The organism is Pseudomonas sp. J452 (assembly GCF_024666525.1).
Lineage (GTDB): Bacteria > Pseudomonadota > Gammaproteobacteria > Pseudomonadales > Pseudomonadaceae > Aquipseudomonas.
In genome coordinates this window covers 3,552,646-3,568,448 of the sequence record NZ_CP088294.1, presented here as the reverse complement: position 1 = coordinate 3,568,448, position 15,803 = coordinate 3,552,646, and the positions used below count along the sequence as shown (strand labels likewise).

The following is a 15,803-nucleotide window of genomic DNA, read 5'->3' as shown; positions in this document are numbered from 1 at the left end:
TTTTTCAATGAGGCCGATAATATGCCATTTGATCGTAACAACTCAAAAATCGCCATAACCCTGCCTGAGTTCACCTTGCTCAAGAACGCGGACTCATTTCTCGAACGCTACAGCGAGCCATATATAATTTCTTTTGCTATAGACAGATCCGGACAAACAAGCCCAGAAATAAACTTCAACTTCATGCCCTTCCCGAAAGTTCGCCAAAACACAACTGTAACAATGCTTGGGGACGGCCATCTGATATATGGCCCACAGAACCCAGGCGACTTCGTGGCCATATCAGTACTTATGATGGAATCCGACGCTGATATGCGAGAGCGCGGAGAACTAATTAAAAAAGTTATAAAAAGCAAAGCCACCAACCTTGGAATCAAGGCAATTATCGCTGCAAACCCCGGCTCAGCAGCAATTGTTGCAATACTTAAAGAGCTAACCTCATTTGTTGCCGGCGAACTCGCCACGAACGGCGACGATGAACTTTTCAAGACTGAAGGCGCATTCCTGAGAGACCTCCCAAACCCGTACCACATTGATCGGAGTTACAAGCACCGAAACGACTACGTTGAAGTCTCAATAAGAATAATCGCGCTTGATGAAGCCAATGGCAAAGGCGCTCCAACCGAACAACTTAAACTGTAACCGAATAGACTTTTTCCATGGAAGTGCTTTCATCCCCCCCTCATCCATGGGGACGCAAATGGAAAACATATCGGCAAGAAGAATCCAGGAGGCACTAGTCACCAAAGAATTCATTCCCGGAGAAGCCGATGGAATATGGGGCGCAGAACCATCGCTACAGTCAAGAGCTTCCAGAAGCTCGCATTCCAAGTCGAACAAGGAGCACCTCTTCCAAACCACGACGAAATTTTGAAAATTATCGAGCCAAGCATTCACATTGCTTCGCGGTCTCCGGCGTACAGAAAAGGGCGCTCAAGCGCCCTTCTTTGTGGTCAGCCCGCCTTGGCTGCCGCGGGCTCAGTCGTGACCTGTGGAGGCGGCGCGGTGTCCGCCTGAGTCGCACTGGCCGGCTGGGCGGATTCCTGCGGCACGAGCTTCTCCACGACCAGGTCGCACTGATAGGACTGGCCGTTTTGACCATTGAACCAGTAGCAGCTGCCCTCGCTGGCGAGGCTCACCTTGTAGCCTGGAGCGGTGAAGGTGTGGGTGATCTCGGGGTCATGCGGCACGGCATCCCACGGAGGGAAAAACCATACGCCGGTGCAGACCAGTGCAATGCCCATGCACGCGATCACACACTGCGCACCTGTAGATTTGAACAAAAGGCCAGCACAGATCAGCAGCAAGCTGGCCGCGCCCAGCAGGTATGCTAGAGCGAAGGCAAAGCCGTTCTGGCGCAAAGCGTAGATGGCCACGCCCACGCTCAATACGGTGGCGAGGAAGAGTGCAACCTTGATGACGGTTGTGAGCAGGGAGTCTTTCGTTGTGGTGCTGAGAGTCATGGTGTACCTAGCGTGGTATTTCCGAGGGCCAGCCTATCTGGCGCACCTCTATGATAACCGCCTTCAGCCGAACCTTCTGGCGCCGCCTTACCGCGGCGGTATGCTAAAAACACACAGTGTCATCAGGCTGAGTAGAGCGCCTGCTTCAGCTTCTCGGCCCGCGCCTGGCAACAGTGAACAGGGGGGGCCACGACACTATTCCCCCACCAAAGCCAGAGTTAGCCTGGCGTCGACCTTGCCAGTAGCGACCTTCTCCAGGCTCACCTCGGTTAGGGCTACGCCCTTGGCTTCCAGCTCCGTCACCCAGCGCAACATGGGCTCGAAAGGAGCCTGCGTGAGCGTGATCAGCAGTCCGCCGCTACCCTCGCTGTCAAACCGTTCCAGCACCAGGCCATGCTGCTGGGCCGTGCTGGTCACCAACCCTTGCAACTGTTCCGGCGCCAACTGAGACTTCGCGGTCTTCAGGGACTGGCGAGCCTGCTCCGAGTTTTCCAACAAGTAAGCGTAAAGCTGACGCTGCTGCTGATAATAGATATCTGCGCGGGCCAACTTGCCAGCAATCGGCAACCAGACCAACGCATAGAGCAATGCCGCAGCGAGGAAGGCACCCAGCACGAGTAATGCCAGGCGATCTCTGGCCGGAAGTAGCAACCAGCGGTGTCGGATCGGTGATTGAGTGACTCGCTCGTTTAGCTGGCTCTTCCAGTGTTCTAGCTTGCTCATAGTCCACCACCCAAAACCACTCGCGCAGTAACGCCCTGCTCTTCACGGCTGGCCGAGCCCATCTGCACAGTCAGTCCGACCGCAATGAGACGTTGGCGTAGCTGCTCCACCTCGGAGAAATCTTTAGCCTGAACCTGCAAGGCGAGATCACCACTACTCTGGCTGTAGTCCGCCTGGGCTACAGAAATTGAAGATTTGCTCTGGGCAAGAGACGCTGCGGCCTTATCCATCAAGCTGATAAAGCCACTACCGGATTGCGCACCTGCCTTGAGGTGCTCGGCAAACTGCGCCTTGAGGTTGACGATGCGTCGATCCTCGGGAAACAACTCTTTGTACAAGGCCACACTGGACTCGGCGTAACGCTCCCCCTGACGTTCCAGGTGCAGGGCCTGGAACAGACTGAAGCCCATATGCAGTAGCAACCACAGCCCCAGCAGAGCGGTCACTGGTCGCCAGACCTGCCATGCCTGGTTATCGCTGCGCCGGGCAAACTCCGCCTGGGCCATATTCGTGGCCTTGGTCCGTCCCTCGGCCAGCAGGCGATAGGGCATCGGCAGGTTATCCAGAAGTACCGGTGCGTCACAAAGCCCCTGCAGTTGCGGCCAGTGATCCCGCGCGAAGCCCAGGCGCGACTCGCATTCGCCGCCCAATAATCCCCGCTCGCCGAGCAACAGCACCTGGGTGCCTTCGCGCGGCAGCAGATCCGCATCGACATAAATAGCTGCGACATTCACCGCTAGGGCCTTCATCTGCCCCAACCACTGCCCCAACAGATCACGCCGCACAGCCAGAACCCGATGGCGTTCGTCCTCAAGTTGCTCACCTAGAGCCAAATGGAACAGATCAACGTCCTCTGCCAGCATTTCCTCAACCGCAAACGGCAGTGCCTGGCGCACCCAGCGCGCCTTGCTCGTCGGCAAATTCACCAGAAAGGAGCTCACCACCTCGATCGGCAGCACCAGTGCCACTGGCTGCCCCGCAACGCGCTCGGCGCATTCGGCCAGGCTCAGTTGCAGGCATTCGCCCACAGCCGGCTGCCAATGCACCTGGCACTCGGCGTCCAGCGCATTAACGCTGCCGGCGGGCAGAAAAAGGCAGTCCATCATGGTTCATCCTGTTTCGTTGAAGTCACCGGCCCCAGAGAGCCCGGCTGCCCTAAATCACGGCGCAGAACCCGCACCACGCCCCTGCTGTCACGCTGCAGGGTACTCAGCAGGGCCTGTCGGCGCTCAGCCAGCCAAACTTCGCTGCGCACCTGGAAATACATACTGCCAACCGCCAGACCAACCTCCTTGACACCCGTGCCCGCCATAGCCGACTGATCGAGGAATGCGCGGACGTTGGGATATCCATCACGGCCACGAGCCTCTATCAACGCTTGCGCCGCCCCCGTATCGAGCACGTCGGACAGACTCGAAAGCACCAGAGCGCTGGCCGTGTTGACGTTCAGCGGCACCTTGGCCGGCAGCGCGACAATGTAAGGGAGCAACAGGCGATAGTCATCCTCGCTCATGCCCAGCAGCAAGCGCAGCTCGCTGGCATCCTGCATTTCGTGCCCGGCGGTGCGGTACGACGGCTGGGCCAGCAGATACTGATTGTCTTCCGCACCATATTCACCCGTCGGCTCCTGATCCTGATCCAGCCAGTCGACCAAACGCTCGGCATAAGGACTCTCGATCTGCAGGCGCAGCAGCAAGCGACTGAAACGCTCGACCGCGAGTTGATTGACCTTGCCGTCCTGCACCAGGCTATTGAGGTTGAAACGCCCGGCCAGATCCTCGATGCGTACGGCAAGCTCACCCTGCTCGATGGGAAACGCCGGCAACGGCGTGGCCCAGCTTTCCAGCGGATGATCGATGGGTTCCCGTGGATCGCTACCCGGAGCCTTTAAGTCACGCAGAAGCACCGCCTGCCCCAGCGCCTCACCACCCAAGGCGTAATGCCAGGCCTGCTGAGTCGCCAGCTGATTGGCACTGCTGCGGATAGAAAACTGCTGGCGAGCGATCAGACCGGCGCACACCACCGTGACCAGCGAGACCACCAGCAGTACGGTCACCAGCGCCACGCCACGCTGGCTACTCATGCAGGCACCTTCGGCTCGGCTGTCGGCGGCGGCTCCAGTGTTGGCGGCGGAGCACTCTGCGGCGTGTCAGCCTCGTCCATGCCCGGCTCGGGCAAACGATACAGGCGCAGCAGCTCGCCATAACTGCGGTGCTCGATCTTCAGCTCCACGGCCAGCGGCATGCGTAGCAGCGCCTCTTCCTGGCTCAATTCGCTCTGCGCGGGAGGCCACTGCTCTTGCCATTGCCCTTTATCGTCCAGATAGCGCAGCTCCAGGGCCATAACGCCCTCCAGCACCTTCTGCACCCTGGGCTGACTGTCGACCGCCTGATCTAGCACCGTCCAGTAAACCCGCTCCAGCTTTTCGTCCGCCAGGCGCCAGCGCACCCGCTGCAACTGGGATCGGCTCATACCCAGGGGATTACGCCAACCGGAGCGGGTGAATTCAAGCGCCGCAGTACCATCGACGGACAGCAAAGCTGCCCGCTCGTCTCCGTAAGCGTCACGTACGCTGCGCGGCAGGGTCTGGGCCAGGTCGCGATCCAGCGAGGCAAAGGCACGGGTCAGTTCGCGCAGGGCCTTTTCGTGACCACGCGTGACCTCATCGGTCTTCATCACGGTGTCCAGCATCCGGTAGGTACCCAGCCCGAGCAGGGCGAAGATGCCGATGGCAATCATCACCTCAAGCAAGGTGAAGCCTCGTGCCGAGCGCTTCATCCACGCACCGCGAGAAAGCCGGTAAGCATTTTCACCGCACGTTCCTTGACCGGTACACCACCACCGCGCAGCAGTTTCGGCGCCACCCAGACGGTTACCCGGCGCAGGTCCTTGTCGCTGGTGCTGTCGATTTCGCTGTGGATTTCCCAGTCACGCCCACCGAACTCCAGCACCTTGTCCTCGCGTCCCTCGCCCGGAGTTGGCGTCTGCAGCTGCAGTTCAGTAACCCGGTTATCGGCGATCCAGCCCGCCATGGCCTTCAGCTCCAGCTGTTCGGCGATCGCCAGGCTGCGCTGGCTGGCGCTCAGCACCGACGCGGCGACCGTGGCAAAGATCGCCAGCGCCACCAGCACTTCGAGCAAGGTAAACCCATGCATGCGCTTCATGCGGCTCAATCCTTTGCCAACTCGGCGCTGGGCAATTGGTAGCCATCACTGGCCAGCAGATAGGCGCGCCCGCCGGCGCGGCGCTCTTCAAGGCGTAAACGGAATGGGGACAGCTCGCCGCTGGAAAGGATCAGTACCTGGGGCATCAACCGCCCCTGTTTTTTCGCCTGTTCCTGCGTAGCCATCGACTCACCCTGTGGCTTCGGCTCAGGCAGCTGCAAGGCTTCGCCATCCAGCTCGAGCAACAGGCGCGCCCACACCGGCGTACGCCTTTCTGGCTGGGCCTCCACGGCATTCCAGCTCCCGGCGACAGCGTCATACAGCAATACCCGGTACCCTTCGGAGCTCACCAGCAGCCCGTACTCCTGCCCTTCAAGCACCGCCTCTTCGGTCAGCACGCCGATCAAGGCGGCCAGCCGCTCGGCCTCATCGCGCAACTCGCGGCTGTTGCTGCCGTTTCCACTGGATAGCACGGCAAGGCTGACCAGCGTACCGAGTATCACCAGCACCACAAGCAGCTCGATCAGGGTGAAACCGCGCGCGGCTCTCATCGAGAATCAGAGATCCCAGTTGCCGATATCGGCGTCGCCGCCCTCGCCACCTTCCTGGCCGTCGGCGCCCAGGGAGTAGAGGTCGATCTTGCCGTGGGTGCCCGGCGCCAGGTACAGGTAGGTGTTGCCCCACGGGTCGACCGGCAGCTTCTTCAGGTAGCCCTCGGCGTTCCAGTTCTTCGCCGGCGGGTTGCCGGTGGGCTTCTTCACCAGCGCCTCGAGGCCCTGCTGGGTGCTCGGGTAGTTCTGGTTGTCCAGCTTGTACATGTCCAGCGCGGCGCCGATGGCGCGGATATCGTTCTGCGCGACTGTGACCTTGGCCTGGTCCGGCCGGCCCATCACCTGCGGCACTACCAGTGCGGCGAGGATGCCGAGGATCACCACCACCACCATGATCTCAATCAGCGTGAAGCCTTGTTGCCCCGACCGCGCGACAACTACTGCGCTTGGCGATGCGTCGTTGAAACCCGGCTCAGAATGCTCATTTACGACCTGTAAACTCCGCTTCTTCGCCAGGTTTCGCCTAGCCTCGCCGGCGCTCGCTACGTTTTCGCACAGTCGGTATTTGTTCATCGTTTTCAACCCACCAGTTGGTTCAAAGACAGAATCGGCAGGAGGATGGCCAGCACGATCACCAGCACCACCGCCCCCATGAAGACCAGCATGAACGGCTCGAACAGCCCGACCAGCAGGCCGATGGTGGCCGCCAGGTCGTTTTCCTGATTGCGCGCGGTGCGCGCCAGCATCTGGTCCAGCTCGCCGGAGCGTTCGCCGCTGGCAATCATGTGCAACATCATCGGCGGGAACTGCCGGCTGGCCTCCAGCGCCCGCGACAGGCTGCCACCCTCGCGCACGCGCTGGGTGGCCTGGATCACGTCGCCCCGGATCACCCGGTTGACCACTACTTCGGTGCCGATCGCCAGCGCCTCGACCAGCGGCACACCGCTGCGCACCAGGATCGCCAGGGTCGAGGCGAAGCGCGCGGTCTCGGTGGCGCGAATCAGCCCGCCCACCAGCGGCACACGCAGGACGAAGCCGTGCCAGCGCTGGCGCATGCCCTCCTCGCGCACCGCCCGGCGAAAGCCCAGCACGCCGAGCACGATGAGGATCAGCGCCAGCCAGCCCCAGCCCTTGACCAGCTCGCTGACCAGGATCAAGCCACGGGTCAGCGCCGGCAGGGTCTGCCCGGAGTCGATGAACACCCGCACCACGTCCGGCACCACATAGCCGAGCAGGAAGCCGACGATGATCAGCGAGGTGATCATCAAAATCAGTGGGTAGAGCAGCGCCAGTTGCACCTTCTGCCGCGACTGCTGGCGTTGCTCGGTGTAGTCGGCTAGCTGCTCCAGCACCGGGCCCAAGTGCCCGGCATGCTCGCCGGCCGCTACGGTGGCGCGGTACAGCTCCGGAAACGCCGCCGGAAACGCTGCCAGGCTGGCGGCCAGGCCGTGACCCTCGAGCACGCGGGCGCGCACGGCCAGCAGCATCGACTGGATGCGCGGCTGGCGCGATTGCGCGGCGGCGGCGCGCAAGGCTTCCTCGATTGGCAGCGCGGCGCTGATCAGGGTCGCCAGCTGGCGGGTAACCAGGGCCAGGTCGCGCGCGGCCAGGCCACGACGCAGGCTGAAGCCACTGCCCTGCGGCGCCTCGCGGCTGCGCATGGCTTCTACCTGCAGCGGTGCCAGTTGCTTCTCGCGCAGCAGCTGGCGCACCTGGCGGGCGCTGTCGGCCTCCAGGACGCCTTTCTGCTGGCGGCCCTTGGCGTCGAGGGCGATGTATTCGAAGGCGGCCATCAGTCTTTCCTAGCCATCAGTCTTCTCGCGTGACGCGCAGCACTTCTTCCAGGGTGGTCACCCCTTCCAGCACCTTGCGCCGGCCATCTTCGCGGATGCCGGGGCCGAGGTTGCGCGCGTGGCGGGTCAGTTCCTGTTCGCCGGCGCCGTTGTGCACCAGGGTGCGCAGTTGCTCGTCGAAAATCACCAGTTCATAGATGCCGGTACGCCCGCGGTAGCCCTGCTGGTGGCATTCGCTGCAGCCCTGGGCGTGGTAGATGATCGGCGCGGCCTGCGGGTCGAGGCCGAGCAGCGTGCATTCGGCCGCATCGGCCGGGCGCGCCTCGCGGCAGTGCGGGCAGAGCACGCGCACCAGGCGCTGGGCCAGCACGCCAAGCAAGGAGGAAGACAGCAGGAACGGCTCGACGCCCATGTCGACCAGGCGGGTGACGGCGCCGACCGCGCTGTTGGTGTGCAAGGTGGACAGCACCAGGTGACCGGTGAGCGAGGCCTGCACGGCAATGTCGGCGGTTTCCTGGTCGCGGATTTCGCCGACCATCACCACGTCCGGGTCCTGCCGGAGGATGGCGCGCAGGCCGCGGGCGAAGGTCATGTCGACGCGCGGGTTGACCTGGGTCTGGCCGATGCCTTCGAGGTAGTACTCGATCGGGTCTTCGACGGTGAGGATGTTGCGCGTGCGGTCATTCAGGGTGACCAGGCCGGCGTACAGCGTGGTGGTCTTGCCCGAGCCGGTGGGGCCGGTGACCAGCAGGATGCCGTGGGGCTTGCGCAGGTTTTCGTCGAGCAAGCGGCGGTCGCGCTCACTCATGCCCAGGTGGGTGAGCGACAGGCGCCCGGCCTGCTTGTCGAGCAGGCGCAGTACCACCCGCTCGCCGTTGGCCGAGGGCAAGGTGGAGACGCGGATGTCGACTTCACGGCCGCCGACCTTGAGCGAGATACGCCCGTCCTGCGGCACGCGCTTCTCGGCGATATCCAGCCGCGCCATGACCTTGACCCGCGAGACCAGCAATGCCGCCAGCTCGCGGCGTGGCTCGATCACTTCGCGGAGGATGCCGTCGACGCGAAAGCGTACGACCAGGCGTTTTTCGAAGGTTTCCAGGTGGATGTCGGAGGCGCCGGCCTTGATCGCCTCACCGAGGATGGCGTTGATCAGGCGGATGATCGGCGCGTCGTCTTCCTGCTCCAGCAGGTCGCCGGATTCCGGGGTCATTTCCGCCAGACTGGCCAGGTCCAATTCGGCACCCAAGCCTTCGGCCATCAGGCGCACTTCCGAGGAGTCGCGCTGGTAGGCGGTGGTCAGGGCCTGTTCGAATTCGGCGGGGCTCAGCCAGTGCAGCGGCAGCACCTGGCGGGCAAAGCGCTGGGCTTCCTGCAGGGCGGCCAGGGTCGCGCCTTCGCGCAGCCACAGGCTGACCTGGCCGGCGTCTTCGCGCAGCAGCACGCCGTGGCGTTTGGCAAAGGCGAAGGGCAGCGGGCGCGAGACTACCCTTTCATCAGCTGACTCATGAGTAGGGTTAAGGGGACTGACTGGAGGCATCGCAGAATCCATTGCGTTCAAAGCTGGCGCTCTAGCACCAAGAGACTTCTGTGTACTCGGGCCTACGCCCCACACAGCTGAAGAGACGGGCGCAATTAGAACATTGAATTCGCTTGGCCGGACACAACCATAAACAAGCATCCTGCCAGTCTCAGTGCAGTCCCGAAGTGGTGGCGCTGAGCCGGGCTGACTTGCAAAAGCACAAGGCATAGAAAAAACGGCCCCTGATGGGGCCGTTTCAAGACTAAGGCTCCTACCTCTTCCAGGCTTTGGCTAATGCCTCATCAAGCAGTGCTTGTTTGGTGGCTGAGCGATTAGCCGCGATAGACGGTGTGACAGACATCAGTTCACGTAGCGGCTCAACATCCTCAGGCTGCAGCACCCAACCACCAGGGAGTTCAATGCGCTCAATGCGATTGCGCGGCGTGCTATACCACCCTTTGATGGTGACTAGATCGGTGACGTTTTCGGAGACACTGAGGGGTGCCTTGTACACGCCGAGATCGGAACCACTCTTGACTATCCAAACTTCCTGCGGAGTCCAGGGAGCCTCTATGACAAGCCGATCAATATCGGCTTCATCGCCGTTATCTTCCAGGGTGTCTTTGTCATGCCCCAGGGCAAAACGGTAAACATCGCCACCGTTGCCGCCTTGCTGGTAGTCAAAGCCTTTACCACCTACCAATACATCTGCATCAGCGCTGCCGGTGAGTCGGTCAGCACCACCGAACCCCTCGATCTGAGCAATCCCCACAAGACGGGTCGAGGAAAAATCCAGGGTATTAGCAATTCCAGTCCCTACGATTCGATTGAGGCCACCATCGCCATCTATCAACTCGATGCTATTGATGCCCGCCGAGAAGGCCGGAAGCACCAGGATATCGTCGCCGGAACTGCCTAGCAGTCGATCCATACCCGCATCGCCCATCAGCCGGTCCAGCCCTGCCTCCGACACCATTGCATCGAGCTCAACATTCGTACCGTAGAACAGCAATGTGTCGTCCCCGGCCTCGCCGTTGACGGTATCGATCCCCGCCCCGCCATCGATGACGTCATTTCCCGCACTGCCCCGTATCTTGTCCTTGCCACCCTGCCCATCGATCCGCGTAATGTTTTGCAGAATGGTTGCCGAGAAGTAGAGAGTATTGTCCGCATCATCACCGGCGATAATGTTCACGCCATCGCCACCATCAATACGCTCCACGCTATCAGCACCAGCAATACCCTCGAAGTTGAGGGGACCGCCATAGTAAGTGAAGCCAACGCGATCATCCCCGGCAGACCCCAGCAGTACATCGTCCCCCTCACCACCAGTGATGCGGTCATAGCCTTGCTCACCGGCCACCAAGTACCTGTCGTCTCCGAGTCCACTTCGGATCACATCGTTTCCTAACCCACCGACAATTACATCCCCCCCAGTACTACCCACAATAAAGTCATTACCTGCCAAACCGTCGATAGCGTCGATATTGCGCAGCTCGGTCAGACTAAAGTCCATGCTATCCGCATCCGCGGTACCTTCGATGCGGTTGCTTCCCTCGGCGCCGTCGATCAACTCCACACGTTTACCAAGCGTGTAATCGTTGACCCGAACCACATCGTCACCTTCTCCCCCCAAGATACGGTCATAGCCATTGCCGCCATTGAAAGTGTCCGATGAGATGTCATTGCCGAGAACGATAAATGTGTCATCGCCGAAGTCACCGAGAAGCGTGTCCTTACCAGCACCGCCAATCAGCACGTCGTCACCCGAACCACCAAAGAGCACATCATCCCCGCCCTTACCATCGATAGTGTCGTTGGCGGCTGTGCCATTCAGATTATCCACACCATCGCCACCCTGGGTGACCGGTTCTGGCTCCCCGGCTTCGATGGCCCAGTGCAGGCGGCTGAACAGTACCGGCTCGTTGGCCAACTGACGCAACACAATGGTTTCGTGGGCCTGACTGCGCATACCACTCAGCACCTTGCTGAAACGCACCTGCGCGGCACCGGCCAGGGTGATGTCACTGCCCTGCACGGTTGGCTCGGCTTCGGCCGAGGTCAGCGCCACGCCGGTATTCAGCAACTCGGGACGCAGGGTGATATCCACCAGGCCTGCAGCATCCGGCTCAGAGCGGGAAACCACCTGGTAATGGCAGATGAACAGGCTCTGCCCTTCCTGTTCATTGTCTGCCGTGGTCAGCAGCACATCCTGCGGATCGAGGCCGGCAAAGTCGCTGTCACTGCTCTGCAGCGGCAACAGCTGCACGCCCACGGCCTGCGGGCCATCGATGCTGCAGTCGTCCACACCCAACACACGGATGCGCTGCGGTTGCTGCCAGTTCTCGGCGGTGAAATACAGGTACGGCTGCTCGTTGAGCAGACGGGCCTCGGTTTCATCGCTGAGCGCCAGGTTGAGCATCACGCTCTGGCCCGGTTTCGGGCTGCGGTCCAGGCCAACTTCGACCTCAACCACCGTCTCGCCAAACTCGTCGAGCTGCACGCCGCCCACCGGGGTCACGCGGACCTGCGGCGTCGGCGGCAGCAGAATCACGCTGCAGCAGGCTTCCACCGTCACGTTGTTGCTGGCGTCACGGATCACCGCGCTGATGCGATAGGTGCCCGGCTGCACACCGGCCAGCGACCACTCGAACCGGTCGGCATCGCCGTCCTGGTCTTCCACCAGGCCACTGGCGATCACCTGGCCATTGGCGAGCAGGTCGATGGTCGCGGCACTGTCCGGATCCTGGTCCGTCCACTGGATGGAAACAGTCCCACCGGTAAGGGTCTGCTCGGCTTCCGGCAGCACGAAGCTCAGGCCCGGCGCATCGTCCACACCATTCTCGTTGACGAAGAACTGCTGCCAGCTGCTCCACGGCGAACTCAGCCCGGTGGCGTCCAGCGTGCGCACGCGCCAGCGGTAGTCGCTGTTGTCCTGCAGCGGGAAGGACGGTGTCCAGCCTAGTTCGGCCACTACTTGCGTGGCGAGTGGCTCGGCATCATCCAGGGTGTGCAAGGCGAACTCATAGGACAGCGCATCGCCATCCGGATCCACCGCCGGGTGCACCTCCAGGCGCGGGTTACGCACCTCCACCCAGGCCCCGTTGGCCGGGTTGCTGATCGTCGGTGTGGCGGGCGCTTCCTGGTACTGGTTGACCTTGAAGCTACCGGTTACCCAGGCCGACTCCTGCTCGCCATCGCTGGCACGCGCACGCCAGTGGTACTGCTGGTTCTCGCTCAGCGCCTGCGGCACGCTCCACTGCACGCCCGCCTGGGCCGCCGCGAACCAGTCGGAATCCAGCACCGCCCCAGAATCGAAGCGCTCGCTGGTGTCCAGCTGAATGCGGTAGTTCAGGGGCTGGCGCTCTGGATCGCTCGCTGCATCCAGGCGCAGCACCACGCCTTCGGCCTTGTCGATCTGCTGGTTTTGCAGCGGCCAGGCCAGCACCGGCTCACTCGGTGCCTCGTTGCTCAGGCTCACGCCGAACATGCTCGGTTCGCTCTGGGTCACCGCGCCGTGCTCGTCGACCGCCTCCACCAGCCACAGGTAGAAGCTTTTCTCCTGCAGATCGATCGGCGACTGCCACTCGGTCACGCCATTGGCGCCAGGCAACAAACCGGTCACTTCCACCACCGGCTCGGTGAACTCATCATCCGCTTCGCTGAATACCCGCACGCGGTAGCTCAGCGCATCCTGATCCAGGTCGAAGCTGTTGTTGAACTGGAAGGTCGGCCGCTGCTGCGCCACCAGCCCCATCGGGGTCGGGTTGAGCAACGCGGGGGCGCTGGGCAGGTCGTTGGCCTGGTTGATGAAGAAGCGACCATTGAGCCATTCGCTGTCGCCGCTGGCATGGCTGACCCGCGCACGCCAGTAGTAGCGGCGATTATCGTGCAGGCTGGCATTGCCGATCAGTTGGTCAGCGCTCACCACCCACTCGGTGTGGCTGCTGCCTTCTTCAATGGCGGCCGACTTGGCCACCAGGCTGCCCAGGTTTTCGTCCTCGTACAGCTCGAACCAGTATTTGAAGTTCTTGCCCTGTCCATTGGCGCTGTTCTGCACCCGCAGGGTCGGGACCAGCTCGGTGACCTCGGCATTGTCCGCCGGTACATCCAGCTGCGGCGGCAAAGGCGTCAGCTCAGCCTCCTTGGGATCGGAGTCCTGGTCATGCTCATCCAGGTCGCTGACGCCGTCGTTGTCGAGGTCGCCACTGCCGTCACGGTCGAGGTTGCCGAACTGTTCGTTCTCCCAGGCGTCGTCCATGCCGTCGCCGTCGTTGTCACCCTCGCGGAATACCCGAATGCCGACTGGCAAGGTGCTATCCAGCAAGCCATCGGAAGCACGGAAATTCACCACGTAACGGCCAGCCTGGCCTTGTAGCGGCGTCCAGGAGAAGGTAGCGCTGCCGCCCCCGTCATCCTTGAAGGTGGCGCCCGTGGGCAAGCCCTCGGCAAACAGTTTTGGCACATTGCCATTGGGGTCGCTGGCCCGCACCAGGAAGCCGACCTGGCCACCCTCGTAGGTGCTGCGGTCGGTGATGGGCATGAATACCGGCGCCTTCGGCTCCTGGGTCAGCTCACCAAATTCGACGCTGTATTGGGTGTCCGGGTTGGTATCGAACACGTTCAGGTAGTAGTTGAAGGCGCGGCCGTCCTCAGCCCGCTCCTTGCTCAGCCAGGCGTTGTGCGGCGCCAGCGCCGTGCCATTGCTGCGCACTACACGCTGCAGGCCCTTCTGCCCGGCATAGGGGTCGGCCACGCGCACGTAGCCATAGCCCGGCTGGATATCACTCACCGTCAGGCTACGCAGGGTCGAGCCGCCATTCAGCGAGCCACTGAGGGTAGCCACCGGGGCGCAGTCCACGCAGGGCGCGTTGTCCGTCTGGCCAACACTGTCGGACTCGAACACATACAGCGCATCGCCCACATAGCCGAGGAAGTCGCGGGTGCGGTCACGGGTCGGCAGGTCGACCAGTACATCGCGCAGGAGGAAATGCGCGTTCACCGCCTCCAGCAGGGAGGTCAGCTGGCCGCCCAGTTCGTCCGGGTGGGTGAAGGATGCCTTGAAATCGATGAACTGGCCCGACAGGCTGCTTTCCATCAGCCAGCGGCCATTGCGGTTCTTGCCCGGAGCGACGTTGCCGAAATCGATCAACAGGGTCGGCGCCGCGGGGGCCTCGTCGACGAAGCTGTTGGTGATGCGGAAGTTGATCGCCAGGCCCAGGTCATTGCCGATGATCTTCGGTTGGGCCGATTCGATCTTCACGCTCTTGGCTTCACCGCGACCGCTGTTGCGCACGCGCACACCCAGGGTATAGGGCTCCGGCGCTTCGATGGCGGGGGTAAAGGCATCGTCGGCGATCACTTCCTTGGTCAGGAAGTAGTCCAGGGTCAGCTCCGGCTGGGGTTTGACCGTGATGGTGTCGGGGGTCACCGTCAACGACTCAACCTTGCCGCCGGCGTTGTAGCTGAGGCTGGCGCCTACGGCGTAACGTTTGCCGGACAGGCTCTCGCCGGCCGCGCCAGCGGTGGGGATGATCAGCCAACGCAGCACGCCACTGGCCTTGGCCGGCACCACACCATTGGTGATGGCGCCATCTGCGCCGGATTGCAGGCTGTTGACGTTATTGCTGTCGTCCAGGCGAATGAAGAAGGCCGCATCAGTAGCATTGGGGTCGGAACTGGCCTTGGCCACATTGCCCTGCTCGTCTTCGAACAGCACATTGACCGTCAGGCTGTCCAGGCTGATGGTATCCAGTCCGTTGTTGATGCGCATCGTGGCCTCGAAGGCCTGACGCTCCAGGGTCAACTCCTGGGCGATCTCGATCAGCACCACCGCGCACAGGTCCTCTTCGGCCCAGGCGCCCACACTCCATAGGGCCAGTAGACCGGCCATCCATTGCTTGAACATTATTCCCCCAAATTTCTAGAGCGGGCAACCACCCACCACATGCAAAGCCAACCACTTTTAGAGTGGGGGCAAGCCCCACAATTACTTCAATCTAAAAACCGAAACCCGTCCAAAGATGAGCTCCATAATGCTTGTGAAAAAACTTCGAAGCCGCAGAGATGGTTACAACCAGAAAATGTCGAAGATCGACAAAGTTCACCGAAATCAGAGTTTAGCTGTCACGCTTTACACCCAGCCCCGTCAATACAATGTAGCGCCCCACTTTCACCGCATAATAAGAACACTCAACATAGAAAACAGAGCTTACATCAGGCACATATATAGCCCCCTGCACAGAGAGTGGATTAAAAGCTCCAAACTCATTCTCGGCAGTGGCAATCAACCCATAGTACTCAATCAACTGCCGTGCAATTCTCTTCTTACACCCCTGACCAAGAGCAGGTAAAGCGCGGAATAAATATTTATCAAGGAGCGACTTCACATCCTCAAAAGATTCTTGATCAACGGAATTACACTGAAATCCTGATCCAAGCATAGAAAAATGCTTCAGAACCGATGATTCAACTCCGCCTTCATCATCAAGGCAATCCACCCCAAAACTATATCTATCACCACAGAGAACCTGCATAGCCCCAAGAAAGCCCCTCAACTCAGAAACATGCAAACTCACTGTATTCATTTC

At 61.3% G+C, this 15,803-nt stretch carries 12 protein-coding genes and 1 pseudogene; 1 reads left to right on the top strand and 12 read right to left on the bottom strand.

Features of this window, described 5'->3' with window-relative positions; genetic code table 11:
* The first annotated feature begins 21 nt into the window (after window positions 1–21).
* Window positions 22–642, top strand: coding sequence for a hypothetical protein (locus tag LRS11_RS16150; protein WP_260493926.1), 621 nt, complete (start codon window positions 22–24; stop codon window positions 640–642).
* A 311-nt stretch (window positions 643–953) separates the two neighbouring features.
* On the opposite strand, the gene LRS11_RS16145 is transcribed toward LRS11_RS16150, so the two are convergent.
* The 12 genes and pseudogenes from LRS11_RS16145 to LRS11_RS16090 all read right to left on the bottom strand — a co-directional run bounded on the left by LRS11_RS16145 (window position 954) and on the right by LRS11_RS16090 (window position 15,800).
* A complete protein-coding gene (locus LRS11_RS16145) occupies window positions 954–1,463 on the bottom strand; it encodes a hypothetical protein (RefSeq protein ID WP_260493925.1) in 510 nt (169 codons plus the stop codon).
* A 195-nt stretch (window positions 1,464–1,658) separates the two neighbouring features.
* Window positions 1,659–2,186, bottom strand: a complete 528-nt coding sequence (locus tag LRS11_RS16140) for a type II secretion system protein M (protein WP_260493924.1) — start codon at window positions 2,184–2,186, stop codon at window positions 1,659–1,661.
* Window positions 2,183–3,289, bottom strand: a complete 1,107-nt coding sequence (gene gspL, locus LRS11_RS16135) for a type II secretion system protein GspL (protein ID WP_260496937.1) — start codon at window positions 3,287–3,289, stop codon at window positions 2,183–2,185. Before gspL ends, LRS11_RS16140 begins: the two co-directional genes overlap by 4 nt.
* Window positions 3,289–4,269: a type II secretion system minor pseudopilin GspK gene (gene gspK, locus LRS11_RS16130; protein WP_260493923.1), complete on the bottom strand. Its 981-nt coding sequence runs from the start codon at window positions 4,267–4,269 to the stop codon at window positions 3,289–3,291. The genes gspL and gspK overlap by 1 nt, the downstream gene beginning before the upstream one ends.
* A complete protein-coding gene (gspJ, locus tag LRS11_RS16125; RefSeq protein ID WP_260493922.1) occupies window positions 4,266–4,964 on the bottom strand; it encodes a type II secretion system minor pseudopilin GspJ in 699 nt (232 codons plus the stop codon). Before gspJ ends, gspK begins: the two co-directional genes overlap by 4 nt.
* Window positions 4,961–5,350, bottom strand: coding sequence for a type II secretion system minor pseudopilin GspI (gene gspI / locus LRS11_RS16120; protein WP_260493921.1), 390 nt, complete (start codon window positions 5,348–5,350; stop codon window positions 4,961–4,963). The genes gspJ and gspI overlap by 4 nt, the downstream gene beginning before the upstream one ends.
* Before the next feature lie 5 nt (window positions 5,351–5,355).
* On the bottom strand, window positions 5,356–5,901 hold the full coding sequence (gene gspH, locus LRS11_RS16115) for a type II secretion system minor pseudopilin GspH (RefSeq protein ID WP_260493920.1): 546 nt from the start codon (window positions 5,899–5,901) through the stop codon (window positions 5,356–5,358).
* A gap of 6 nt (window positions 5,902–5,907) precedes the next feature.
* Window positions 5,908–6,330: pseudogene (gene gspG, locus LRS11_RS16110) on the bottom strand (type II secretion system major pseudopilin GspG); the annotation flags it as partial.
* A 149-nt stretch (window positions 6,331–6,479) separates the two neighbouring features.
* Complete coding sequence (gene xcpS / locus LRS11_RS16105) at window positions 6,480–7,694, bottom strand: GspF family T2SS innner membrane protein variant XcpS (RefSeq protein WP_260493918.1); 1,215 nt, start codon at window positions 7,692–7,694, stop codon at window positions 6,480–6,482.
* Between the two features lie 16 nt (window positions 7,695–7,710).
* Window positions 7,711–9,231, bottom strand: coding sequence for a type II secretion system ATPase GspE (gene gspE, locus LRS11_RS16100; RefSeq protein WP_260493917.1), 1,521 nt, complete (start codon window positions 9,229–9,231; stop codon window positions 7,711–7,713).
* A 253-nt stretch (window positions 9,232–9,484) separates the two neighbouring features.
* Window positions 9,485–15,121 carry a hypothetical protein gene (locus LRS11_RS16095; protein WP_260493916.1) on the bottom strand — a complete coding sequence of 1,879 codons (5,637 nt, stop codon included), beginning with the start codon at window positions 15,119–15,121 and terminating at the stop codon, window positions 9,485–9,487.
* A 211-nt stretch (window positions 15,122–15,332) separates the two neighbouring features.
* Window positions 15,333–15,800: a hypothetical protein gene (locus LRS11_RS16090; RefSeq protein WP_260493915.1), complete on the bottom strand. Its 468-nt coding sequence runs from the start codon at window positions 15,798–15,800 to the stop codon at window positions 15,333–15,335.
* Window positions 15,801–15,803 lie beyond the last annotated feature (3 nt).